18 protein-coding genes are annotated in these 23,148 nt (G+C 71.5%); 10 read left to right on the top strand and 8 right to left on the bottom strand.

The window, feature by feature from the left end; genetic code table 11:
• The first annotated feature begins 15 nt into the window (after positions 1 to 15).
• The 3 genes from ACXJKD_RS11500 to ACXJKD_RS11490 all read left to right on the top strand — a co-directional run bounded on the left by ACXJKD_RS11500 (position 16) and on the right by ACXJKD_RS11490 (position 3,440).
• The gene (locus ACXJKD_RS11500) at positions 16 to 1,527 is read left to right on the top strand and encodes an NCS2 family permease (protein ID WP_457254689.1); all 1,512 of its coding nucleotides are present in this window, start codon (positions 16 to 18) and stop codon (positions 1,525 to 1,527) included.
• Between the two features lie 150 nt (positions 1,528 to 1,677).
• Positions 1,678 to 2,145 carry a MarR family winged helix-turn-helix transcriptional regulator gene (locus ACXJKD_RS11495; RefSeq protein ID WP_457254688.1) on the top strand — a complete coding sequence of 156 codons (468 nt, stop codon included), beginning with the start codon at positions 1,678 to 1,680 and terminating at the stop codon, positions 2,143 to 2,145.
• Complete coding sequence (locus ACXJKD_RS11490) at positions 2,142 to 3,440, top strand: MFS transporter (protein ID WP_457254686.1); 1,299 nt, start codon at positions 2,142 to 2,144, stop codon at positions 3,438 to 3,440. The genes ACXJKD_RS11495 and ACXJKD_RS11490 overlap by 4 nt, the downstream gene beginning before the upstream one ends.
• 199 nt (positions 3,441 to 3,639) lie before the next feature.
• On the opposite strand, the gene ACXJKD_RS11485 is transcribed toward ACXJKD_RS11490, so the two are convergent.
• The 3 genes from ACXJKD_RS11485 to ACXJKD_RS11475 all read right to left on the bottom strand — a co-directional run bounded on the left by ACXJKD_RS11485 (position 3,640) and on the right by ACXJKD_RS11475 (position 7,403).
• Positions 3,640 to 4,893 (bottom strand): lytic transglycosylase domain-containing protein, encoded by a 1,254-nt coding sequence (locus tag ACXJKD_RS11485; RefSeq protein ID WP_457254685.1) that lies wholly within the window; start codon positions 4,891 to 4,893, stop codon positions 3,640 to 3,642.
• Between the two features lie 126 nt (positions 4,894 to 5,019).
• Entirely contained in the window at positions 5,020 to 6,141 is a 1,122-nt protein-coding gene (gene serC, locus ACXJKD_RS11480; RefSeq protein ID WP_457254684.1) for a phosphoserine transaminase, read from the bottom strand.
• Positions 6,142 to 6,305: 164 nt separating this feature from the next.
• Positions 6,306 to 7,403 (bottom strand): citrate synthase 2, encoded by a 1,098-nt coding sequence (locus ACXJKD_RS11475; RefSeq protein ID WP_457254682.1) that lies wholly within the window; start codon positions 7,401 to 7,403, stop codon positions 6,306 to 6,308.
• A gap of 91 nt (positions 7,404 to 7,494) precedes the next feature.
• Between ACXJKD_RS11475 and ACXJKD_RS11470 the strand changes: the two genes are divergently transcribed.
• Complete coding sequence (locus tag ACXJKD_RS11470) at positions 7,495 to 8,094, top strand: pentapeptide repeat-containing protein (protein WP_457254681.1); 600 nt, start codon at positions 7,495 to 7,497, stop codon at positions 8,092 to 8,094.
• Positions 8,095 to 8,103: 9 nt separating this feature from the next.
• Here ACXJKD_RS11470 and ACXJKD_RS11465 read toward each other — a convergent pair whose 3' ends face one another.
• Positions 8,104 to 8,979: an NYN domain-containing protein gene (locus ACXJKD_RS11465; protein ID WP_457254680.1), complete on the bottom strand. Its 876-nt coding sequence runs from the start codon at positions 8,977 to 8,979 to the stop codon at positions 8,104 to 8,106.
• Positions 8,980 to 9,038: 59 nt separating this feature from the next.
• Here ACXJKD_RS11465 and ACXJKD_RS11460 point away from each other — a divergent pair, with 59 nt between their 5' ends.
• Positions 9,039 to 10,313 (top strand): MFS transporter, encoded by a 1,275-nt coding sequence (locus tag ACXJKD_RS11460; protein ID WP_457254679.1) that lies wholly within the window; start codon positions 9,039 to 9,041, stop codon positions 10,311 to 10,313.
• Positions 10,314 to 10,430: 117 nt separating this feature from the next.
• Here ACXJKD_RS11460 and ACXJKD_RS11455 read toward each other — a convergent pair whose 3' ends face one another.
• Together ACXJKD_RS11455 and ACXJKD_RS11450 are read right to left on the bottom strand one after the other, a co-directional pair.
• Positions 10,431 to 11,318: an oxygenase MpaB family protein gene (locus tag ACXJKD_RS11455; protein ID WP_457254856.1), complete on the bottom strand. Its 888-nt coding sequence runs from the start codon at positions 11,316 to 11,318 to the stop codon at positions 10,431 to 10,433.
• Positions 11,319 to 11,341: 23 nt separating this feature from the next.
• The gene (locus tag ACXJKD_RS11450; RefSeq protein ID WP_457254678.1) at positions 11,342 to 11,743 is read right to left on the bottom strand and encodes a hypothetical protein; all 402 of its coding nucleotides are present in this window, start codon (positions 11,741 to 11,743) and stop codon (positions 11,342 to 11,344) included.
• A gap of 57 nt (positions 11,744 to 11,800) precedes the next feature.
• Between ACXJKD_RS11450 and pdxH the strand changes: the two genes are divergently transcribed.
• The gene (gene pdxH, locus ACXJKD_RS11445) at positions 11,801 to 12,481 is read left to right on the top strand and encodes a pyridoxamine 5'-phosphate oxidase (RefSeq protein WP_457254677.1); all 681 of its coding nucleotides are present in this window, start codon (positions 11,801 to 11,803) and stop codon (positions 12,479 to 12,481) included.
• Between the two features lie 127 nt (positions 12,482 to 12,608).
• Here the strand turns inward: pdxH and ACXJKD_RS11440 are convergent, their stop codons facing one another.
• Positions 12,609 to 13,112 (bottom strand): phosphate-starvation-inducible PsiE family protein, encoded by a 504-nt coding sequence (locus tag ACXJKD_RS11440; RefSeq protein WP_457254676.1) that lies wholly within the window; start codon positions 13,110 to 13,112, stop codon positions 12,609 to 12,611.
• A gap of 260 nt (positions 13,113 to 13,372) precedes the next feature.
• On the opposite strand from ACXJKD_RS11440, the gene edd reads away from it, so the two are divergent.
• Both edd and eda read left to right on the top strand, forming a co-directional pair.
• Complete coding sequence (gene edd / locus ACXJKD_RS11435) at positions 13,373 to 15,235, top strand: phosphogluconate dehydratase (protein WP_457254675.1); 1,863 nt, start codon at positions 13,373 to 13,375, stop codon at positions 15,233 to 15,235.
• Positions 15,232 to 15,912, top strand: a complete 681-nt coding sequence (eda, locus tag ACXJKD_RS11430; protein WP_457254674.1) for a bifunctional 4-hydroxy-2-oxoglutarate aldolase/2-dehydro-3-deoxy-phosphogluconate aldolase — start codon at positions 15,232 to 15,234, stop codon at positions 15,910 to 15,912. The genes edd and eda overlap by 4 nt, the downstream gene beginning before the upstream one ends.
• Positions 15,913 to 16,306: 394 nt before the next feature.
• Here the strand turns inward: eda and ACXJKD_RS11425 are convergent, their stop codons facing one another.
• The gene (locus ACXJKD_RS11425) at positions 16,307 to 16,951 is read right to left on the bottom strand and encodes a malonic semialdehyde reductase (protein WP_457254673.1); all 645 of its coding nucleotides are present in this window, start codon (positions 16,949 to 16,951) and stop codon (positions 16,307 to 16,309) included.
• Positions 16,952 to 17,250: 299 nt separating this feature from the next.
• Between ACXJKD_RS11425 and ACXJKD_RS11420 the strand changes: the two genes are divergently transcribed.
• Both ACXJKD_RS11420 and ACXJKD_RS11415 read left to right on the top strand, forming a co-directional pair.
• Positions 17,251 to 20,640: a GH36-type glycosyl hydrolase domain-containing protein gene (locus ACXJKD_RS11420; protein WP_457254672.1), complete on the top strand. Its 3,390-nt coding sequence runs from the start codon at positions 17,251 to 17,253 to the stop codon at positions 20,638 to 20,640.
• 104 nt (positions 20,641 to 20,744) lie between these two features.
• Complete coding sequence (locus ACXJKD_RS11415) at positions 20,745 to 23,111, top strand: beta-galactosidase (protein ID WP_457254671.1); 2,367 nt, start codon at positions 20,745 to 20,747, stop codon at positions 23,109 to 23,111.
• Positions 23,112 to 23,148 lie beyond the last annotated feature (37 nt).

Here is a 23,148-nt window from a genome sequence, read left to right as displayed (position 1 = left end):
CCTACCCTGCTGCTCATGGCCAAGCCCTCATCCCCGCCCAAGGCGGCGCAACGTCCCTCCCCGGCCAGGTCCGGTGGACTCGACGGCTTCTTCCGGATCACCGAGCGTGGCTCGACCCTCAGCCGTGAGGTCCGCGGTGGGTTGGTCACCTTCTTCACGATGGCGTACATCGTGGTCCTCAACCCGCTGATCATCGGCACCCAGCAGGACGGGGTCGGCCAGTTCCTGGGCGGTGGTGACATCGTCAAGGCGCAGACCCTCGTCGCGGCGGGCACGGCCCTCGTCGCCGGGGTGATGACCCTGCTCATGGGCATCGTCGCGAACTACCCACTCGCGCTCGCGACCGGCCTCGGCCTCAACGCCTTCGTCACCTTCGGCATCGCCAAGCTGCCCGAGATGACCTGGGCCGACGCCATGGGCCTGATCGTCATCGAGGGTGTGATCATCCTCGTGCTCGTGCTGACCGGGTTCCGGCAGGCCGTGTTCAGGGCGATCCCCGGCCAGCTGAAGACCGCGATCTCGGTGGGCATCGGCCTGTTCATCACGATCATCGGCCTGGTCGACGCCGGTTTCGTGCGTCGCACCGGCACCGGCCCCGTCCCGGTGGAGCTCGGCATCGGCGGCACGCTTAACGGCTGGCCGCTGCTCGTCTTCGTCCTCGGGTTCCTGGCGATCGTCATCATGATGGTCCGCAAGGTGAAGGCCGCCATCCTCTACGGCATCCTCGGTGGCACCGTCCTGGCGATCATCGTCGAGGCGATCGGCAACATCGGCGGCCAGTTCGACGCCACCGGCAAGTTCGTCAACCCGGCCGGCTGGGGCCTCAACGTGCCCGCGCTGCCTGACCAGGTCGTCGACGTCCCCGACTTCTCCCTCATCGGCAACTTCAACCTGCTCGGGTCCTTCGACAAGCTCGGCTTCGTCGCGGCGCTGCTGCTGGTCTTCACCCTCCTGCTCGCCGACTTCTTCGACACGATGGGCACGATGGTCGCGGTCGGCGCCGAGGGCAACCTGCTCGACGAGCACGGCAACCCCCCGAACTCCGACAAGATCCTGCTCGTCGACTCGGTCGCCGCGATCGCCGGTGGCGCGGGGTCCGTCTCGTCGAACACGTCCTACATCGAGTCGGCTGCCGGTGTCGGCGAGGGCGCCCGCACCGGTCTCGCGTCGGTCGTGACCGGCGTGATGTTCCTGTTCGCCACGTTCCTCGCCCCGCTGGTCAAGGTGGTCCCCTACGAGGCCGCCACCCCGGCGCTCGTGGTCGTCGGTTTCCTCATGATGCAGCAGGTCAAGGGCATCGACTGGGACGACCTCGACATCGCGGTGCCGGCGTTCCTGACGATCGTCCTCATGCCGTTCACCTACTCCATCACCGTGGGCATCGGCGCCGGCTTCGTCATGTACACCCTGATCAAGGTGGTGCGCGGCAAGGCCTCGGTGATCCACCCCCTGCTGTGGACCGTGTCGGCCCTGTTCCTCCTCTACTTCGCGATCACCCCGGTCAAGGAGGTCCTCGGCGTGGGCTGACCCCCAGCCCCGCCCAGACCCGCAACGCAGGTATGCCGCGTGGCCCCGTGAGGGGGCCACGCGGCATACCTGTCTCTGGTGGTGCGCCCGTGGACCAGAAATACTTAGCACAGGTAATGAGTTATGCTAAGTATCGACAAGGAGAGAACCATGACCCCACCCCCCGCACGCGCGCGCCGCGCTGCTGACGCTGGTCTCTCGCCCTCCGCCGTCTTCGCCCTCGCCGGTGAGCTGCGACTTGCCTGCATGCGCATCAGCCGCCGGGTGCGGTTCGAGAGCACGCATGTTGTTGCGCCGCACCAGTTCTCGGTGCTCTGCCGCCTCGAGGAGGCGCCGCGCACCCCGAGCGAGCTCGCGGAGATCGAGAAGGTGAGCGCGCCCAGCATGACCCGCACCGTTGCCGCCCTGGTCGAGCGCGGGCTCGTCGAGCGCACCGCTGACCCCGCCGACCGCCGCCAGGTGTTCCTGTCGCTCAGTCGCGAGGCGACCACCCTGCTCAAGGACATCCGCCGCAAGCGCGACGCCTGGATGTCCGTCCGCGTCGGTCGTCTCACCGCCGAGGACCAGGACATCCTGCGCCAGGCCTCGGCCATCCTCACCCGGGTGGCCAACGAGTGAGCCCGACCTTCTCCTCGCTCGACGTCCGCAACTACCGCATCTACGCCGCTGGTGCGTTCATCTCCAACATCGGCACGTGGATGGGCCGGGTCGCCCAGGACTGGCTGGTGCTCACCGAGCTGACCAACCACTCGTCCTCAGCACTGGGCATCGTGACCGGGCTTCAGTTCCTGCCGTTCCTGCTGCTCGCCCCGTGGGCCGGCATGATCGCCGACCGCTACCCCAAGCGTCGGATCCTGGCGATCACCCAGACCTCTCTCGCACTGTCGTCGCTGGCCCTCGGCCTGCTGGTCGTCAGCGGCGCCGCCGAGCTCTGGATGGTCTACGGCATCGCGCTGTTCACCGGCGTCGCCACTGCCGTCGACAACCCGGCCCGCCAGACCTTCGTCTCCGAGATGGTGCCCCGCGACCGCCTCGCCAACGCCGTGTCGCTCAACAGCGCGTCGTTCAACGCCGGCCGACTGGTCGGCCCCGGCGTGGCAGGACTGACCATCGCGGCGTTCAGCACCGGCTGGACCCTGATGCTCAACACGCTGACCTTCGTGGCGGTGCTGATCGCGCTCGCGTCGATGCGGCGCAGCGAGTTGCGGCCCGCCCCCGCCCTGGCCCGCGGCAAGGGCGCCATCCGGGAGGGCGTCGCCTACGTCCGCAGTCGCCCCGACATCCAGCTCGTCATGGTGCTGGTCTTCGTGCTCGGCACGTTCGGCATGAACTTCCAGATCACCACCGCGCTGATGGCCACCAAGGAGTTCGGCAAGGGCCCCGAGGAGTACGGCCTGCTCGGCTCGGTGATGGCGATCGGGTCGCTCACCGCCGCGCTGCTGTCCGCCCGCCGGGCCAAGCCGCGGCTGCGGATCCTGCTCGTCGCGCTGGTCGGCTTCACCATCTCGAGCGGGCTGGCCGCGATGGCGCCCAGCTACGCGCTCTTCGCCCTGGCCCTGGTGCCGGTGGGCCTGTCCGCGCTCACCGCGCTGACGACCGCGAACGCCATGGTCCAGCTCCGCGTCGACTCGGCGATGCGTGGTCGGGTGATGGCGCTCTACATGGCGATCTTCATGGGCGGCACCCCGCTCGGGGCGCCCCTCATCGGCTGGATCGGTGACGTCTGGGGTCCGCGGTGGACGATCGGCATCGGCACCATCGCGATCGGGATCACCCTGGTGGTGGTGTCGGTCTGGATGGCCAGGCACGAGAATGTGCAGGTGACCTACGAGTCCCAGCGCCGCCCGCGCATCCGGATCCGCACCCTCCCGCAGCCCGAGGTCTCGGAGCCGGTACCCGAGGCGGCTCGATGACGCCGGTCTTCCGGCGCCGGGTGACTATCGCGGTGCTCGTCATCGTCGTCGCCGCCGCGGTCATCGCCAGCTTCCTGCGCTGACCCGTCGCCCTCTCATGCAAAAGGCGAGTTAGCGCCGCCCACCCCGGCGCTAACTCGCCTTTTGCATGAGATAGCGACGCGCGGGTGGCCCGGGGGCGGGGGTCAGGGGTAACGGGTTACTGGTGCAGGGTGCAGGTGATGACGATGCCCAGGGCGTTGAGGCCCGGGTCGTAGCCGGCGGGGCACTTTCCGCCGACCGGCAGCACCGTCAACGGCAGGGGCGGTGTGGTCGGGGTCGGCGTCGTGCTGCTCGGCGTGGGTGTGGGTGTCGGGGTCGGCGTGGGGGTGCTCCCCGTGATGCCACCGACGACGCCACCCACGATCCCGCCCACCACGCCGGTGCCGGAGCCGCCACTGGTCGCCGAGGGCGTGGGCGTCGGGCTGGACGAACCACCCGTGCCGCCGCTGGTCCCGCCACTGCCGGGCTTCGCGGCCGATCCGCCGGGCTTGGACGACGACCCCGCAGCGGGCTGGGAGGCCTGCACCGGGTCGTAGCTCGCCATCGGCCGCGGCTCGCCGGACGGGAGGTACGGGGAGCCGTTGCGCTGCGACTCGCTGAGGTCGGAGCCGGGTACGACGGTGTAGCCACCGCGGTAGCCGGCGGCGATCGCCAGCACCTGGTCGGCGTAGGCGTCGCTGTGGTTGTAGCGAAGCACGGCCGAACGCGCTCCGGAGTCGGTGCTGAGGTCGCCGGGGCCGGAGCAGAGGTAGACGGCGGTGGCCGTCGCGGCGTCGGCGATGTTCTGCGGGTCCTTGCGGCCGTCACCGTTGGCGTCCACGCCGACCACGCGCCAGGTGCCGGGGATGAACTGCATCGGCCCGACGGCGCGGTCCCACGTGACGTCGCGGTCGTACGCGCCGCCGTCGGTGTCGTGGATGGTCGCGGTGTTGTTGCTGCCGTTCAGGGGTATGCCGTAGATGCCGGGGCGGACCGTACCGTCCCGGTCGATGCCGTTCCCGCCGTAGCGCCCGTGGTTGGACTCGACCTTGCCGATGGCGGCGATCAGCGCCCAGTCGATGCGGCACTCCGCGTCGGCGGCGTCCACGATGGTGGCGGCCCGGCGGTAGGCGGCGAGGGCGGCGGCGGGAATGCCGTTGGCGCTCATCGACGAGGGCAGCCCCGCAGGCTCGTAGAGCGGCGTGGGGCCGGCCTCGGCCGGGGCCGGGAGCTCGGGCAGCGACGGCAGCACGGGCGCTTCGAGCCGGTTTAGCGCGGTGTCGGGCACGGTGACCAGCGGCGACGAGTCGGCGACGATGTCGGTCGCCGGGTTGCCACCGGTCGCGGCGAGGGCGATCCCGCCCGCGACGAGGACGATTGCCGGCACGGCTCCGGCGGCAGTCCGCCATGGCAGTCGCATCGTGCGTGTCATCGTCCGGCTCCTCGACGTCGCTGTCTCGACCGTGGGGTGTCCACCAGGGTCACATGAGGGTCAACGAGTGGTTCGGCTCGAGGTTACGCGTCGAGGTGCTGCTCACACCGGAAAATGAGCAGGAAATCAGCCCACAACGTGCTCAATGCACGCAATCAGGGCCGACACGTCCTCGGGATCCACGGCGGGGAAGGTCGCCACCCGGAGCTGGTTGCGCCCCAGCTTGCGGTAGGGCTCGACGTCGACCACGCCGTGGGCCCGCAGCGTCTTGGCGATGGCGCTCGCGTCCACCTCGTCGGCGAAGTCGATGGTGGCCACCACCTGCGAGCGCGCGGCCGGGTCCGCGACGTACGGCGTCGTGTAGGCGCTGCGCTCGGCCCAGTCGTACAGGCGTCCGCTGGAGTCGGCGGTGCGCTTCACGGCCCAGTCGAGTCCGCCCTGGCCGTTGATCCAGTCCACCTGGCTGCGCAGCAGCGCGAGGGTGCCGAGGGCGGGCGTGTTGTAGGTCTGGTTGAGGCGGCTGTTGGTCACGGCCGTCGGCAGGCTGAAGAAGTCGGGCACCCAGCGACCCGATGCGGCGATCTCGTCGACCCGGGCGAGCGCTGCGGGGGAGAAGGCTGCGAGCCACAGGCCACCGTCGGCCGCGAAGCACTTCTGCGGGCCGAAGTAGTAGACGTCCGACTCGGCGACGTCGACCGGCAGCCCACCTGCGCCCGAGGTCGCGTCGACCAGCACGAGGGCGCCGTCGTCGGCCCCCTCGACGCGCGTGACCGGAGCCATCACGCCGGTGGAGGTCTCGTTGTGCGGCCAGGCGTAGACGTCGACTCCGGCCTCGGCGCGCGGGGCGGCCAGCGTGCCCGGGTCGGCCTTGATGACCGTGGAGTCGCCGAGGAAGGGCGCGTTCTGCGTCACCGACGCGAACTTCGAGGAGAACTCGCCGAAGGCCAGGTGCTGGGCGCGCTCGCGCACCAGCCCGAACGCGGCGATGTCCCAGAAGGCCGTCGAGCCACCGTTGCCGAGGATGATCTCGTAGCCCTCGGGCAGGCTGAACAGCTCCGACAGGCCCTCCCGGACCGCGCCGACGAGGTTCTTCACCGGGGCCTGGCGGTGCGAGGTGCCGAGCAAGGTGGTCCCCAGGCTGGCGAGGTAGTCGACCTGCTCGGGTCGCACCTTGGAGGGCCCGGAGCCGAACCGGCCGTCCTTGGGCAGCAGGTCGGCGGGGATCGTGGGCGTCGCAGTCTCGGTCACGCGGTCAGTCTCTCACCCCGTCCCGAGGCGTGGGACGTGAGGTCCACCACCCGGGACGCAGCACGGCGGATGCCCTCCGTTCGAGGTATTCGGCGACCAGATCCCGGTAGCGAAATACCTCGAACCGGGGCTGGGGGCCGGGGCTGGGGGCTGGGGGCCGGGGCTCAGCCCTGGTAGCCCTTGACGGCGTCGAGCCCGCGCGGGCCCTCGCCGATGTAGCGCGCGGACGGACGGATGAGGCGGCCGGTCTTCTTCTGCTCGAGGATGTGCGCCGACCAGCCGGCGGTGCGCGCCGACACGAACAGCGGCGTCATCATGTCGCCGGGGACGTCGGCGAAGTCGAGCAGCACGGCGGCCCAGTAGTCGACGTTCGTCTCCAGGACGCGGTCGGGCTGGCGCTCGCGCAGCTCGGTGAGCGCAGCCTGCTCGAGCTCGAGGGCCACCTCGTAGCGCGGGGCTCCGAGTCGCTTGCAGGTGTCGCGCAGGACGGCCGCCCGCGGGTCGTAGGCGCGGTAGACGCGGTGGCCGAAGCCCATCAGGCGCTCGCCGCGGTCGAGGACGTCCTTGACGTAGGCCCGGGCGTCGCCGGTGCGCTCGACGCCCTCGATCATGTGCTGCGCGCGGGAGGGGGCGCCACCGTGGAGCGGGCCGGACAGGGCGCCGATCGCGCCCGACAGGCAGGCAGCCACATCGGCACCCGTCGAGGCGATCACCCGGGCGGTGAAGGTCGAGGCGTTCATGCCGTGCTCGGCCGCGGAGGTGAAGTAGGAGTCGATCGCCTCGACGTGCTTGGGATCGGGCTCGCCGCGCCAGCGGATCATGAAGCGCTCGACGATCGTGCGGCCCTCGTCGACGCGGGCCTGGGGCACCATCGGGCTGTGCTGGCCGTGGGCCGACTGCGCGATGAAGGACAGGATCATCACCGACGCGCGGGCCAGGTCGTCCCGGGCCTGCTCGGGGGAGATGTCCAGCAGGGGCTGGAAGCCCCAGAGCGGCGCGAGCTGGGCGATCGCGGACTGGGCGTCGACGCGGATGTCGCCGGTGTGCACGGGCAGCGGGAACGGCTCGGCCGGGGGGAGGCCGGGGTCGAACTCGTTGTCGACCAGCAGTCCCCAGACCTGCCCGAAGCTGACCTTGCCGACGAGGTCCTTGAGGTCGACGCCGCGGTAGCGCAGCGAACCGCCTTCCTTGTCGGGTTCGGCGATCTCTGACTCGAAGGCGATGACGCCCTCGAGGCCCGGCTTGAAGTCGCTGTCGGACATCGGTGTCCTCTCGGCATTCTGGTGTCGGTGGGGGCAGCCCGGTGGGGCGCCCACATTCCTACTGGCGGGTTCATTCTGCACTGTCTGCCCGATGGGCCACTATGGGCCGATGCTCAAGGCCGAGACGGACTACGACGGAGAGGTCTTCACCGACGACCTCAGCGGCTCCTCGGCGGGCGGTGCGCGGTTCCTCGAGTGCACCTTCCAGCGGTGTGACCTCAGCGAGCTGCGCGCCCCTCGCGCGCGGTTCTCCGAGACCAGCCTGTATGCCGTGCACGGAGCAGGCCTCGACCTCGCCGAGTCGACGTGGGCCGACTGCCTCGTGCAGGGTGCGCGGCTTGGGGCGGTGGCGTTCCACGGGTCGGAGCTGGCCCGGGTGCGGTTCGAGGGGTGCAAGGTCGAGTTCCTCAACCTGAGGGGTGCGACGCTGCTCGACGTCGAGTTCGTCGACTGCCAGCTGGTGGAGGCCGACTTCGGCGAGGCCACGCTGACGAGGGTGTCGTTCGAGGGGTGCCGGCTGGTCTCACCCGACTTCACCAAGGGCACCTTCAAGGACGTCGACCTCACCGGCGCCGACCTCGCGGGGCCGCGCGGGGTGGCGGGGCTGCGTGGGGCCACGGTGTCCGCGCTCCAGCTGATCGACCTCGGCCCGGCGCTGGCCCACGAGCTCGGTCTCGAGGTCGCCGACTGACCGAACGCGCTAGGCCTTGCGGGCCTGGCGCTTGTCGCGCACCGACATGGTGTTGCCGATGGTGCGGACCTCGAACAGCTCGGTGGCCTTGAGCAGCTTGCTCAGGGACGCATAGCCGTGGTTGCGGGAGTCGAAGGACGACTGGTTCGAGATGCTGTTGCCGACCGCGCCGACGCTCGCCCAGCCGTCGTCGTCGGCGGCGCGGGAGACGGCGTTGCGCAGCAGCCGCACGAGTCCGTTGTCCTGGCGCAGCTCCGCCGTGGTCCGGCGGGCCGGGCTGGGCTCCGCCTTGGGAGCAGCCTTCGCCGCATCCTTGGTGGCGCCCTTCTTGGCCACCGCCCGGGCGGCGGTGGCCTTCTTGGTGCGTCCGCCGGCCGCGGGCTCGGTCGGGGCGTCTGCAGTCTGGGAGGGGGCGTCGGGCGACACGGAGGTGTCAGCGACCTCGTCGGGTTCGGCCAGCTGGTCGAGGAAGAGGAACTTCGTGCAGGCCGAGCGGAACGGCTCAGGCGTCTTGCGCTCGCCGAACCCGTAGACGGCAGCACCCTTCTCGCGCAGGTGCATCACCAGCGGCGTGAAGTCGGCGTCGGACGAGACGATCCCGAACGCGTCAGGGTGGTCGTTGTAGAGCAGGGCCATCGCGTCGACGACCATCGCCATGTCGCTGGCGTTCTTGCCGCGGCTGTAGTCGTACTGCTGCACCGGCCGGATAGCCCGCGGGTGCAGGACGTCGGCCCACGGTCGCAGCCCTGCCTTGGTCCAGTTGCCGTACGCGCGTCGGATGCTGGTCTCGCCGTAGGCGCTGAGCTCGTTGAGGATCAGGTCGATCTTCGTGGCTGAGGAGTTGTCGGCGTCGATGAGCAAGGCGATCCGGGCGCGGGGGTCCATGGACCCGACGCTACGGCACCCGGCGGCGCGGTCGTGACGACGCGGCATACAGTCGCTTCGTGCCGTTGCTCCTCGACCTGACTCCCTTGCGGGACAACGCGCCGTACCGGCGACTGTATGCCGGGTTCACCCTCTCGAACGTCGGCTCGCAGATGGCCGTGGTCGCGATCGGGTTGCAGGTCTACGAGATCACCCGCTCCACGGCGGCGGTCGGCCTCGTCGGGCTGTGCGCCCTGGTGCCGCTGGTCTTCATGGGTCTGTACGGCGGCACGCTCGTCGATCACTTCGACCGGCGCAAGGTCGGGCTGATCGGGCAGGCCGTCGGCTTCGGGTCCAGCCTCCTGTGTGCCATGCAGGCCTGGCTGGGCAACACCCACGTCTGGGTGCTCTACGCGTTGGTCGGGTTGTGGAACGGGGCCTTCGCGGTCTCGTCGGCGGCCCGGTCGTCGATCTACCCGCGCATCCTCGAGCGCGACCTGCTCCCCGCGGCGAACGCGTTGTCGGTGTTCGCGATGAGCGCGTCGATGACCGTCGGGCCGCTGCTGGCCGGCGTCCTCGTCGACTGGGGCGGTTTCAAGGCCGCCTACACCGCGGACGCCCTCATCACGACCGCCGCCCTGTGGGGCCTGGCGAGGCTGCCGTCCCTGCCGCCGGAGCCCGAGGAGGGCGCCGCTCCCACCCGTCCGGGGCTGCGCTCGGTGCTCGACGGGTTCGCGTTCCTGACGACGCGACCCAACGTGCGCATGACCTTCGTCGCCGACATCTGCGCCATGCTGCTGGCCCAGCCGCGGGTGCTGTTCCCTGCGGCGGGTGCGCTGATCTTCGGTGGCGGGGCCAAGACGGTCGGCGCGCTGTCGGCCGCCGCTGCCGTCGGCGGGATCCTGGCGATGTTCTTCTCGGGTCAGCTCGGCCACGTGCGACGGCAGGGCCTCGCGATCCTCGTGTCGATCGTGGGCTGGGGGTTCGCGATCGCCGGGTTCGGTGCCGCGATGCTCGCCGCGGGTGGGGTGCTGTCGCGGGGTGCGGCGCTGTGGCTGGGGCTGGTGGCGATGGCCGTCGCCGGGGCGTCCGACTCGGTCAGTGCCGTCTTCCGCACCACGATCCTGCAGGCGGCCACCCCCGACCACCTGCGCGGGCGGCTGCAGGGCGTGTTCATCGTCGTCGTGGCGGGTGGGCCCAGGCTCGGCGAGATGGCCGGCGGCTTCCTCGCCAACGGCATCGGGGAGGCGCGCACCGCCGTGGTCGGTGGGTTCGCCTGCGTCCTGGCGATCGTCGTGCTCGCCCGGCTCCAACCGGGTTTCGTGCGCTACGACTCGCGCCACCCGACACCCTGAGACCTCCCCCCGCCAGTCCCCCTAACTTCTGCTAGCAGAAGCTAGCTCACTCAGCAGAGGCTGCCGCGTCTGCTGAGTGAGCCAAGCCCTGCTAGCAGAGCTTCGGGGGTGGGGCGGTCAGACCGAGCTGCCGCGCCGTTCGGCGACCCGACGTCGCTCGTCGGTCGCGTCGGCCATCGCCCACCGCACGGTCGAGGTGGCTACCCCGCCCAGCGGCCGGCCGACCAGCCGTTCCGTCACCGGGAGCCACGGCAGCCGCAGCGGCTGACGCGCCCACCGCGGGAGCATCGCCACGGCGCCCGCTGCCAGCGCGGCATACCCGGGCCTGGCAGCCAGCGGCAGCGGCGGGTGGACGAGCAGGAAGCGCGCTGCTTCACGCGCCGCGGCGGTCGACTCGAGCTCGGGTCGGTAGCCCTCGATGGTCGCGCGCAGGGCAGCGACGGTGGTGGGTGGGTCGACCACCCCCAGGGCGGCCGCGACGATGCCGCCCTGCTCGACGTAGCGGTCGGCCTCCGCGTCGCTCAGTGGCGTGACGGCGTAGCGCTGGTAGGCCGTCAGGAAGCTGTCGGCCTCGGTCGCGTGCACCCAGGCCAGGAGGTGCGGGTCGGCGGCGGAGTAGGGGCGCCCGTCGGCCGCCTTGCCGCGCACCCGGTCGTGGATCGAGCGGACCCGGGCGATCTGCTCCTGCGCGTGGTCGATGGTGCCGAAGGTCGTGGTGGCCAGGAACTCGCTGGTGCGCTGGAGCCGTCCCCACGGGTCGCCCTGGTAGCCCGAGTGCCCCGCGACCCCCGCCATCGCGAGCGGGTGCAGCGACTGGAGCAGCAGGGCGCGGATGCCGCCCGGGAACATCGCCGCGTCGGCGTGCACCCGCCAGATGGGGTCGTCCGGCGTGAACCAGCGCGGTCCTTCGGCGCCCCAGATGCGCTCGGCCTTGACCTGGGCGTCGGTGCCGGCGACCCGTGACCGCAGGGCCGACGCGAGCTGGCGTCGGGCGCCGTCGGCCATCGGCGCGAGGGGCGCCAGCAGGGTCACTGGGAGCGCCTGGTCCGGCGTCGCGGAAGCTCCTTCAGGCGCGCGGCGGGCGTGGGGAGGTCGGCCGGGCGCACCCGGGTGGACAGGTCGCTGTTCGCGATCAGCTCGGCGATCGGCGTCGTGGAGGTGGGGTGCGCGGCGATGGGGTCGTCGCCGGAGAACACCACCCAGACCGGCTCGCTGTGGTCGGCGCGCGGGTCGAACGTCTTGAGCACCGTCCCCTCGCGCACCGTCGCCGCGTGCTCGATCGCGCGGCGCCGGGCCTTCTGCCGGTCGAGCGCGGTCTGGGCGGCCTTCATCGCCGGTTCCTTGGCCTGCTGCGCCAGCACCACGACGTGGGGGCCGTACTTGATGCCCCACTTCACGAGGTTGCCGACTGCCTTGCCTTTGCTGGGCATGCTGCCTCCCTGACTGGTCCGACCCTCACCCTAATCTCGGACGCCTAGTCTTCGAGCATGAGCGACGTCCTGCGCACCGACTACAGCGGCGAAGGCCTCTCCGAGGCCGAGGTCGCGCCCACCCCGTGGCAGCAGGCCCGGCTCTGGGTCGACGACGCCGTGGCGCGGGCGCAGGTGCAGGCCGACGTGCCGGAGCCCTACGCCCTCTCGGTCGCGACGGTCGACGCCGCCGGGCGACCCAACGTCCGCACCGTGCTGATGCGGTTCTTCGACGACCGCGGCCCGGGCTTCGTGACCGGCACCGAGTCGACCAAGGGCCTGGAGATCGCCGCGACCGGCGGCATCGCGGCGGCGCTGACCTGGCCGGCGATGTTCCGGGCGATCCGATTCCGCGGGGTGGCGGAGCAGCTGTCCCGCGAGGAGGTCGGCGGCTACTTCGGCTCGCGGCCGTGGGCCTCGCGGATCTCCGCGTGGGCCTCGCGCCAGTCCCAGCCCATCGAGGGGAGACAGGGACTCGAGGACGCCTACGCGAGGTATGCCGCGCAGTTCCCCGACCACGGCGACCCCACCGACGTGCCCGTCCCCGACTTCTGGGGCGGCTACCGGGTGGTCTGCGACGAGGTCGAGTTCTGGGGTGGCCGCCGCAACCGGCTGCACGACCGGCTCGTCTTCAGCCGCGTCGCGCCGGGCTCGCTCGACGACGCCGACGCCTGGACCCTGAGCCGCCGCCAGCCCTGAGCTCTCCCGCCGGCCCGAGTCGCCACCCCCGAGCAGCGACGCCATCTCATGCAAAAGGCGAGTTAGCGCCGCTCGGAGCGGCGCTAACTCGCCTTTTGCATGGATGAGCGACGCCGGAGGAGGGCGGTCAGGCCGGGTCGGGCTGGGATCCCTTCTGGACCTCTTCGTCGGCGCCGTGACCGGAGTTGGCGCCCTCACTGGGCTCCCGCTCCTTGCGGCGCAGCAGCCACGACGCCAGGGCCAGCAGGATGATCGTGCCCGACAGCAGCCCCATCAGCCGGAGCGTGTCGGCGAACTCGGGCTTGCCCAGCAGGTCGGGGGCCTTCACCGACAGGACGACGATCTCCTTGATCGAGGCGATGATGCCCACGAGGAGGAACGGCTCGGCCACCAGCTCGCGCCGGTTCAGCGTCGTGCGCACCGCGAACAACAGCTCCACCACGATGAAGACGAGCAGGAGCAGGTCGAGGATGTCGGCCGCCACCTCGACGACGGTGCCGCTGCCCAGGTCGCCGAACGTCAGGGCCGTCTTGCCGATCACGACGGCTGCGACCGCGAACAGGATCACCGCCACCGCGAGGTAGACGACGTTCTCCACCCGCTCGATGGTGTCCTCGATCCAGTCCGTCATGGCGCTCATCCTGTCTGACCTGCGCCGATCCGTCACTCGTGCGCGGCGGCCGGGTCGCGCGTGCCTACCCGTCCGTATCCCGGGACGGTCTGAGACCAGCGGGTGGCCTGCCTCACACTTGTGAACGGAATCACACGCGCGCGTCAGTGTCGCCGTTCGCGCGGTCCCCGTCCCGACCGCCGAATCCGAGGAGCCTCATGGCGCCCGCCGACCACACCGCCGTTCCACCGACCCCTCCGAGACCCACCCTCCACCCCGTCGTGGCTGACGTCACCGCGCGGGTGACCGACCGCAGCCGGGCCAGCCGCACGGCATACCTGCAGCGGATCTCGCGCGCTGCCTCCGAGCTGAGCCTGCGCCCCGCGCGCACCGACCTCGGCTGCTCCAACCTCGCCCACGCGGTCGCCGCGTGCGGCGGCAGCGACCGCACCGTGATGGCCGCCGACACCGGCGTCAGCCTCGGCATCATCACGTCCTACAACGACATGCTCTCGGCCCACGCGCCGTTCGAGCACTACCCCGCAGCCATGAAGCAGACCGCGCGCGAGGTCGGCGCCGTCGCCCGCGTGGCCGGCGGTGTGCCCGCCATGTGCGACGGCATCACCCAAGGCCGGGCCGGCATGGAGCTCAGCCTCTTCAGCCGCGACGTCATCGCGATGTCGGCCGCCATCGCGCTCAGCCACGACGTGTTCGACGGCGTCCTCATGCTCGGCGTCTGCGACAAGATCGTGCCCGGGCTGGTCGCCGGCGCCTTGGCGTTCGGCCACCTGCCGACCGCCCTCGTGCCCGCGGGTCCGATGGCCTCGGGTCGCTCGAACGCCGAGAAGGCCGAGACCCGCAAGGCCTACGCGGCCGGTGAGGTCGGGCGCGACGAGCTGCTCGGGAGCGAGGTCGCGTCCTACCACTCGCCCGGCACGTGCACCTTCTACGGCACCGCCAACTCCAACCAGATGCTCATGGACGTCATGGGCCTGCACCTGCCCGGTGCGGCGTTCATCCACCCCGACGACCCGGTGCGTGACGCCCTGACGGCGGCGACCACCGTGCGGGTCGCCGAGATCGCCGCCTCCGACGCGCCCTACGGCATCGGCCAGGTCGTCGACGAGAAGGCGATCGTCAACGGCGTCGTCGCGCTGCTCGCCACGGGCGGCTCGACCAACCACACGATGCACCTCATCTCGATCGCCGCTGCCGCCGGCATCGACCTCACGTGGGAGGACTTCGACGACCTGTCGACCGTCGTCCCGTCCGTCGCCCGCATCTACCCCAACGGTCCGGCCGACGTGAACCACTTCCACGCGGCCGGCGGCACGGCCTTCCTCGTGCGCACCCTCATCGACAACGGCCTCGTCCACGAAGACGTCCTGACCCTCGCCGGGCCCGGGCTGCGGCGCTACACCCAGCGTCCGGTGCTGGTCGACGGTCGGCTCGAGTTCGTCGAGGCCGCAACGGAGTCCGGCGACCCCGAGGTGCTGCGTGCGGCAGACGACCCGTTCAGCGTCGACGGTGGCCTGCGGGTCCTCGGCGGCACCCTGGGCCACGCGGTCATCAAGGTCTCCGCGGTGGCGCCCGAGCACCGGGTCGTCGAGGCACCGGCCCGGGTCTTCACCGACCAGGTCGGCTTCCTCCAGGCGTTCTCGCGGCGCGAGCTCGACCGCGACGTCGTCGTGGTCATCCGCGAGCAGGGCCCCTCGGCCAACGGCATGCCCGAGCTGCACGCCCTCACCCCTTCACTCGGCGTGCTCCAGAAGCGCGGGTATGCCGTGGCGCTGGTCACCGACGGCCGCATGAGTGGGGCGTCGGGCGCGATTCCCGCAGCCATCCACGTCACGCCCGAGTCGGTGCACGCCGGGCCGATCTCGAAGCTCCAGGACGGCGACGTCGTGCGGGTCGACTCGCTGACCGGGCGCCTCGACGTGCTGGTCGACGAGGACGAGTTCGCGGCGCGCGTGCCCTCGCCGCGGGTCAGCGAGGAAGGCATCGGCACCGGCCGTGAGCTGTTCGCGGCCATGCGTGGCGCGGTCGGCCGGGCCGACGAGGGGGCCCACGTCTTCGGCAGCCTCGGACGGCTGTGGGAGAAGGCCGACGCCGCACCGTTCCTGACCCAGGAGGAGACCCGATGACCACCACCAGCGTGACGTCCACCGACCCGGTGGCGAGCCGACCCGCCCTGCGCGACGGCGCCGACGTCCTCGCCCTGGCCCCGGTGATCCCTGTCGTCGTGGTCGACACCGTCGAGCAGGCGGTGCCGCTGGCGCGCGCCCTGGTGCGCGGCGGCATACCGGTCATCGAGATCACGCTCCGCAGCGAGGCGGGGCTCGGCGCGATCGAGGCGGTGGCGTCGCAGGTCGAGGGCATGGTCGTCGGTGCGGGCACGGTGGTGACGCCCGCGCAGGTGCAGCAGGTCAAGGACGCGGGCGCGCAGTTCCTGGTCACCCCCGGCTCCCCGCCGCGGCTGCTCGAGGCGGCCCTGGCCAGCGGGCTCCCGCTGCTCGCCGGCGCGGGCACGCTGACCGAGATGCTGACCCTCGCCGAGGCCGGTCTCGAGGCGATGAAGTTCTTCCCGGCCGAGGCCAGTGGTGGTCGCCCCTACCTGTCGGCGGTCTCCGGTCCGTGTCCGCAGCTGCGGTTCTGCCCGACCGGCGGCATCACCCCCGAGACGGCCGCCGCCTGGCTCGCGCTGCCCAATGTCGGCTGTGTCGGCGGCTCCTGGCTGACGCCGAAGGACGCTGTGGCCCAAGGGGACTGGTCACGGATCGAGGCCCTGGCGGCTGAGGCTGCCGCCCTGCGCCTCCCCTGAAGCACGGGTGGCAACGCGTCGCGTGAGGGGCGACGTGTTGCCACCCGGTAGTCACCAGGCCGGCCAGGACCGGGTTCGTGGGGATCGGCGGGCAACAGGTCGCCGGGCATGGAACAGCCCGTGGGCCTCGCCTGGCCACGTTCGAGCGGCTCGGCGTGCGCAGGGGACGACCTGCGCGGCCCACGGGCTGCGGTGAACTGCTTGGGATTGCGCCGGATGGCGGACCTCGAGCAGTCGAGGTGCGCTAGCGCGCAGTCACCTCACGCGTCCAAATTGAAATCACTTCTTGGACCACCTCCCTTCCGTGTAGCTCGACGCTAAGACGGGAAGGTCGCCCTGTGCAACAGCTTTCTCGAAGTGATCGTGGAGAAGCGGGGTCTGGCGACAGCCGCGGTCAGACGGAGGTGACGACCTCGTCGTAGTCGAGGCGGGGCAGGCGGTCCATCCAGGCGCCCTCGGCGGGGCGGCCGATGTTGACCACGGCGATGGTGCGGTGCGCGCCGTCCGGGAAGAACTCGCGGTCCACGCCGTCCGCGTCGAAACCGGTCATCGGGCCGGCAGCGAGGCCCGCCGCGCGGACGCCGAGGATGAAGTAGGCGACCTGGAGGGTGGCGTTGAGCGTGGCGGTACCTTCGCGCATCTCGGCGTTGCCGGCGAAGAGGTCGCGGGCGCCCTCGAAGTGCGGGAACACCTTGCCGAGCTCGTCGTGGAAGTCGGTGTCGGCGGCGAGGACGGCCACCAGGGGAGCGGTGGAGGTCTTGGCCTTGTTGTTGCCACTCATCAGCTCGACGAGCCGACCGCGGGCCTCGGGGGTGCGCACGAGGACGATCCGTAGCGGCTGGTTGTTCATCGACGTCGGGGCCCACTTGACCAGGTCGTAGATGGCGCGCACCTGCTCCTCCGACACCGGCTCGTCGGTGAAGGTGTTGGCGGTGCGGGCGTCACGGAACAGCAGGTCCTGGGCCTCGGGGGAGAGCTCGAGGTGGTCAGCGGCGAACTGGGCCTCGAGCGCGGTCAGGGAGTCGTGGGTCTGGGTCATGAGTGATTGAACAGTCAACTGCATGGTTGCATTCCTCAACCACGAAGGTGCAGGTCAGCCGCCTGACGACCGGCAGACGACCACGGTCTGGGCAGCCGCAGTCCCGACCTCCGGTCCGTCCCACGAGCAGCCGGACGACGGTAACCGTGTCGCAGCCCTCGATCGGCGTGTGGGGCGAGCGCGGTGTGGCATTTGAAAGCACGTTCGTGGACTCCGCTCGTGCTCAGCGATTGAGTTTCATTTATTTACAAGGGATTTCGGCTTGTCCTTCCAGGTGCCGAGACTGCTATACACAAGGGGTGCCTTTCCCGACGAATGCGATGACGCGTGGCCACCATGAGCTCTCCAGTGACTCCGGGCTGCGGGCGGTGTTCACCGGCGACGCCTGTCTGGCCCGCCTCGACGCTGCCGAGACGTCGCTGGTGATGTATCCGGGGAGCGCCCACGAAGCAGGACCAGCCAACCTGTACCTGCGCCGGCTCGACGGTGACACAGCGGCCTGGGTGCCGCTGCTCGGGCCGTCCAGCCGCAGCGTCGTGACGTGGTCGGAGCACGGCCCGGTCGCGACGGGCGAGTGGGAGGGCCTGCGGTATGCCGCGCGCTTCCGTCTGGCGGAGGGCGCGCCGGCGTGGTTCTGGCACGTCAGCGTCGAGAACACCCGCGACACCGGGGCGGTCGTGGACGTGGTCCTCGCCCACGACCCCGGTCTGGCGCCGTACGACGCGATCCGCACCAACGAGTACTACGTCAGCCAGTACCTCGACCTGACGCCCGTCACCACTGCCCACGGGACCGCCCTCGCAGTGCGGCAGAACATGCCCGGTCAGGCGGTGCCCTGGCTGCTGCTGGGGTCGCTGGCGCAGGGGCAGGGGTGGGCAACCGACACCCTCCAGCTCGTGCGGGGTGCGGCCAGGCCGGGCGTGCCGGAAGCACTGTCCACCGCGGTCCTCCCCTCGCACCGCCTCCAGCACGAGCACGCCCTCGCGGTGCTCCAGGACGCCCCGGTGCAGCTGGCCCCCGGCGCGCGCCACGACACCGGCTTCTACGGGATCTTCAGTCCCGACCACCCCGACGCGACGTCGGACGCGGACGCCGCGTGGGCGACCCAGGCCCTCGCCCAGCCCGAGGCTGAGGCCGGCACTGTCCCGTCGCTGGGCGCCGCCGACGGTGGCCCGCGTGGCGGCGAATCGGGCTCCCTCTTCAGCGCGGCCCCCGCCTTCGTCGTCGACGACCTCGACGCCGACACCCTCGCCGAGCTGACCGGCCACTCCGACCCGCGGCACGTCGAGACGGACGCTGACGGCGGGGTGCTCTCGTGGTTCGGCGGCGACGGCTCCCACGTCGTCACCGCCGCCAAGGAGCGCCGGGTGCTGCGCCCGCACGGACACGTGCTGCGCACCGGTGACGCCCTCGTCCCCGACACGGGCTCGCTGACCTCCACGCTCTGGATGACCGGTGCGTTCCACTCCCAGCTGACCCGTGGACACGTCGGCCGGGACCGGCTGCTGTCGACCCGGCGCGGCTACCTCGGGGTCCAGCGCGCCCACGGCCTGCGCGTCTTCGTCGAGGACCCGATGACGCCCCGGGGCTGGTCGCTCCTCGAGCTGCCGAGCGCCTGGGCGCTGCGCACCGACGGAGCCACCTGGTGGTACGCCCACGACGACCTGGCCCTCGAGGTCAGCTCCACCGCCGTGCCAGGCGCGCACGAGCTCGGGCTGTCGGTCAGCTGGCTGTCCGGCACACCGCGCCGCCTGCTCGTGGCGCTCAACGTCGCCCTGTCCGGCGACGACGGCCTCGACCCCGCGGCCTACGACGTCGTATGGCACGAGGCGGGTGCCGAGGTGGGCGACGGCCTCACCACCCTGCACCTCGGGTGGTCGGCCGGCGCCGTGTCCGTCGCTGCCGACGGCCCCCTCTTCGCGGACGGCGAGGACCGCGGCACGCCGTGGGTGACGCTCGCGGTCGAGCCAGGCGGACGCTTCTCGCTCACCCTCGCCGTCACGTCCGACGTCCCCGACCGCGAGGTGCACCCCACCTCCGACCAGCACCTCGGGACGCAGTGGCCGGCCACGGTCGCCGGTGCGCTGCGGCTCACGCCCGGCGCGGCCGATGCGGGGCTGGCTGCCGAGGTGGCGCGCATCGACACCGCCCTGCCGTGGTTCACCCAGAACGCCCTCGTGCACTACCTCTCGCCCCGAGGGCTGGAGCAGTTCTCGGGTGGCGCCTGGGGCACGCGTGACGTCTGCCAGGGGCCAGTCGGGCTCCTCACCGCACTGGGGCGCGACGACGAGCAGCGCGACGTCCTGCTGCGGGTCCTTCGTGCCCAGAACGTCCGGGGCGACTGGCCGCAGGCGTTCGACTTCCTGCCGCCCCTCGCGGAGAGCGGCCAGCACGACGCACACGGTGACGTCCTCTACTGGCCCCTGCTCGCGGTCGGCGACTACCTGCAGGCGACGCGCGACGGCTCGCTGCTGAGCGAGGGCCTGCCCTTCGTCGGCGACGACGGGCTGACCGCCCCTGCTTCGGTGGAGGAGCACCTGCGCCGCGCGCTCGACCGAGTCGCCGAGGTGCGGGTGCCGGGTTCGCCCCTTCCCGCCTACGGCCACGGCGACTGGAACGACTCGCTCCAGCCGGCCGACCCCCACCTCGCCGCCCGGCTGGTGTCCACGTGGACCACCGTGCTGCTGGTGACGGCGCTGCGTTCGCTCGCCGAGGGCCTGGAGTCGTGCGGGTTCGCTCCCGACCTCGTCACGCGCGCTCGTGCCGCGGCCGATGCGGCCCACGCCGCGATCACCGAGGACCTCGTCGTCGACGGCGTGCTGCCCGGCTACGTCCTGCTCAACGACGACGGGACCTCCGAGCCGCTGGTGCACCCCCGCGACACCCGCACCGGACTCACCTACGGCGTGCTGCCCTGGATCCACGCGATCTCGGCCGACCTGCTCAGCCCCGAGCAGGCGCGCCACCACCTCGACCTCATCGAGGAGCACCTGCTCGGCCCCGACGGTGCGCGCCTGTTCGACCGCCCCGTCACCTACCGGGGCGGACCGATGACCGTCTTCCAGCGCGCCGAGGCGAGCACGTTCTGGGGTCGGGAGATCGGGCTCATGTACATGCACGCGCACCTGCGCTACGCCGAGGCGCTCGCGCGGGTCGGCGATGCCGACCGGCTCTTCGCCGCGCTCTGCCAGGCCAACCCGATCGGCGTCCCCGAGCGCGTGCCGCGCGCCCGGCCGCGCCAGAGCACGACCTACTACTCCTCGTCCGACGGCGTCTTCGACGACCGCCTCGACGCCAGCGAGCGGTATGCCGCGCTGATGGCCGGCGACGTCGACCTCGAAGGTGGGTGGCGGGTCTACTCCTCCGGGCCCGGTCTCTACCTGCGACTCCTGGCGGAGACGCTGCTCGGCGTTCGGTCGCGGGGCGATCGGGTGGACCTCGACCCCGTGCTCGCGCCCGGTCTCGACGGACTGACCGCGCGGATCCCCTTGGGGGACAAGCGACTTCGACTGACCTACCAGGTCGGTGGCATCGGCTCCGGGGTGGTCCGGGTGACCTCGGGTGGTCGCGAGCTCACGACCTCGCCGTTGGCCAACCCCTACCGCGCCGCCGGCGTGAGTGTGGCTCGAGCCGACCTGCTCACAGGAGCGTCGGGCGGCGACATCGAGCTCACGGTGGAGCTCTCCTGAGATGAACGACGACCAGACCGACGCGCAGCTGGCCGCCGGGAGCATCGGCTCCCCGCTGTCCATCACCGTCGCCCCCTGACCGACGTCCCCCCACGGAAAGCGTCATGATCCAGATCCAGGACAACCAGATCCTCATCGACGGCCGACCCCGCGTGGTGATGTCCGGCGAGGTCCACTACTTCAGGGTGGCCCGCGACGAGTGGGAGCAACGCATCCTGCTGCTCAAGGAGACTGGCTGCAACGCGGTGGCCTCCTACATCCCGTGGCTGTGGCACGAGCTGCCCGACGGCACCATCGACGTCACCGGCGCCACGCGGGCCGAGCGCGACGTCGCGGCGTTCATCGACCTCTGCGCGCAGCACGACCTGTGGTTCATCGCCAGGCCCGGCCCGTTCATCATGGCCGAGCTGAAGAACGAGGGACTCCCCTTCCGGCTCTACACCGAGCACCCCGAGATCGTCCCGTCAGGCTGGGACGGCAAGCCGGCCCCGAGCCGCACGGTCGACTACCTCGCGCCGGCCTACCTGGCGGAATGCGAGCGGTGGTTCGGCGCGATCCTGCCGCTCATCGCCGCCCGCACCCAGCCGCGCGGCGACAACGTCATCGCGGTCCAGCTCGACAACGAGATCGGGATGCTCGCGTGGGTGACCAACAGCCCCGACCTGACCGACCACCTCGTCGAGGACTTCTGCACCTTGGTTCAGGGGGCGCGGACCGGTGAGGTGCCGTATCCCCTGACGGCAGAGGCGGTCCGGTCGCCGCAGGAGGCATGGGCTGGCGTGTTGCGCCAGGACCTCGCCGTCTTCATGCGCGACCGGTTCCGTCGTTACGTCGAGGCACTGCGGGCGATGGCCGAGGCGCAGGACGTGGTCGACGTGCCGTTCCTCATCAACATCCACGGCACCGAGGGGGGCAGCGGCGAGCCGTTCCCGATCGGCATCAGCCAGCTGGTCGAGACCTATGCCGGGGTGCCCGGCGTGCTCTCCGGCTCCGACCACTACCTGGGCGACATGACGCTCAACACCACCACGGACCTCTACGTCATCAACGCCTTCATGGCCGCGGTGCACGGTCCCGGACAGCCCACCACCTCGCTGGAGTTCGAAGCGGGCTCGGGCGACTACGGCGGTGGCGTCGACCACCAGTACGACCCCTCCACGGTCGAGCTCAAGACCCGTCGCTCCCTCGCCCAGGGCAACCGGATGGTCAACTACTACCTCTTCGCCGGCGGCATCAACCCGCCGCTCGAGGAGAAGGTCGGCGACGGCAACGACCGGATCAGCTTCACCGGTGAGCGCCACGGCACGGCGGCCCCCGTCGGCCCCGAGGGCCAGAAGGGCATGACGTATGCCGCGACGGCCAGGGCCGTGCAGGCCGTGCGGCTGCACGAGCGCTGGCTCTCCCGGATGACGGAGGACCACGACGACGTGCAGCTCGGCCTGGTGCTGGACTCCTACGCCACGGAGTACCACCATCCCGACAGCGCGGTGATGACCGAGGTCGTTGCGGACCTGGTGCGGCACCGTGGCGCCGGGCCGCGCCGCGCCCTGGTCCGCTCGATGCTGCTCGGCGGCTACCGCTTCGGCGCGGTCCACCTGCAGCGCGACGAGCCGACCGGAGTCGTCGCCCTCGCGAGCGGCCGTCACCTCTCCCCGGAGGTGCAGCAGGGCCTGGTCGACCACGTGACCCGCGGTGGGGGACTGCTCCTGCTGGGGCGCGTCCCCGACCGCGACCTCGAAGGCCGTCCCTGCACCGTCCTCGCCGACGCCCTCGGGGTCCGCGGTGCGGAGATCACCTGGGCCAACCACCACTACTACCCGTCGGCGGTCGCGAGCGGCTGGGCGGCGCCGTGGCCCGAGACCCGGGTCGGGTGGTTCCAGGGCCTGGCGCACCAGCGCGGCGACGCCGTCCTCCACGACGTCGAGGGCGCGGTCATCGGCCTCGACGTCGAGGTGGGCGCCGGACGAGCGGTGCTCATCACGGCCGAGCTCCCGTCGGACGTCCAGCTGTTCGGTCGGGCGCTGCGCCGACTCGGGGCCAGCCCCGGGCTGGAGCTGGCGAGCGACGTCCCCGGGATCTTCGCGACGACGTCGAGTACGGCCGACGGTGAGCGGATGCTGCACCTGACCAACATCACCGGCCACCACAACGGCGTCCGCCTCTCCCTCGACGGCCAGCAGCTCGGCGGTCAGGGTCTCGGGGGTGGCGACCTGCGGGTGCCGCCGCGCACCAGCGCCTTCCTCGCCCTGGGCCTCGACACCCCCGTGGGTCGGGTCGAGTGGGCCAACGCCGAGCTCACCGCCATCGAGGCGGATGTCCTGGCGTTCGGGCCGCCGCTCGGTGACGGGACGACCGTGGTCCTGCGCGGCGCGCCGGACGTGCTGGTCGACGGCGCCACGGTCCGCCGGGTGGGCGACCTGCAGACCGTCACCGCACCGGCAGGCGTCCTGGTCCGGGTCGTCCCCGCCTGACCCAGGTCGTGTGCCTGATCCAAGTCGTGTGCCTGAG

The sequence above is a fragment of the Pedococcus sp. P5_B7 genome (genome assembly GCF_054049895.1).
The sequence above is the reverse complement of the archived record's forward strand: the minus strand, read 5'-3'. Positions and strand labels throughout refer to the sequence as shown.

Bases quoted from the DNA above. Each gene is read 5' to 3' on its own strand.
- ACXJKD_RS11500 (WP_457254689.1), top strand. From the start codon at position 16: ATGGCCAAGCCCTCATCCCCGCCCAAGGCGGCGCAACGTCCCTCCCCG.
- eda (WP_457254674.1), top strand. From the start codon at position 15,232: ATGACCACCACCAGCGTGACGTCCACCGACCCGGTGGCGAGCCGACCC.
- ACXJKD_RS11465 (WP_457254680.1), bottom strand. From the start codon at position 8,979: ATGGACCCCCGCGCCCGGATCGCCTTGCTCATCGACGCCGACAACTCC.
- pdxH (WP_457254677.1), top strand. From the start codon at position 11,801: ATGAGCGACGTCCTGCGCACCGACTACAGCGGCGAAGGCCTCTCCGAG.
- ACXJKD_RS11415 (WP_457254671.1), top strand. From the start codon at position 20,745: ATGATCCAGATCCAGGACAACCAGATCCTCATCGACGGCCGACCCCGC.
- ACXJKD_RS11425 (WP_457254673.1), bottom strand. From the start codon at position 16,951: ATGACCCAGACCCACGACTCCCTGACCGCGCTCGAGGCCCAGTTCGCC.
- ACXJKD_RS11450 (WP_457254678.1), bottom strand. From the start codon at position 11,743: ATGCCCAGCAAAGGCAAGGCAGTCGGCAACCTCGTGAAGTGGGGCATC.
- ACXJKD_RS11495 (WP_457254688.1), top strand. From the start codon at position 1,678: ATGACCCCACCCCCCGCACGCGCGCGCCGCGCTGCTGACGCTGGTCTC.
- ACXJKD_RS11485 (WP_457254685.1), bottom strand. From the start codon at position 4,893: ATGACACGCACGATGCGACTGCCATGGCGGACTGCCGCCGGAGCCGTG.
- ACXJKD_RS11475 (WP_457254682.1), bottom strand. From the start codon at position 7,403: ATGTCCGACAGCGACTTCAAGCCGGGCCTCGAGGGCGTCATCGCCTTC.
- ACXJKD_RS11470 (WP_457254681.1), top strand. From the start codon at position 7,495: ATGGGCCACTATGGGCCGATGCTCAAGGCCGAGACGGACTACGACGGA.
- ACXJKD_RS11455 (WP_457254856.1), bottom strand. From the start codon at position 11,318: ATGGCCGACGGCGCCCGACGCCAGCTCGCGTCGGCCCTGCGGTCACGG.
- ACXJKD_RS11440 (WP_457254676.1), bottom strand. From the start codon at position 13,112: ATGACGGACTGGATCGAGGACACCATCGAGCGGGTGGAGAACGTCGTC.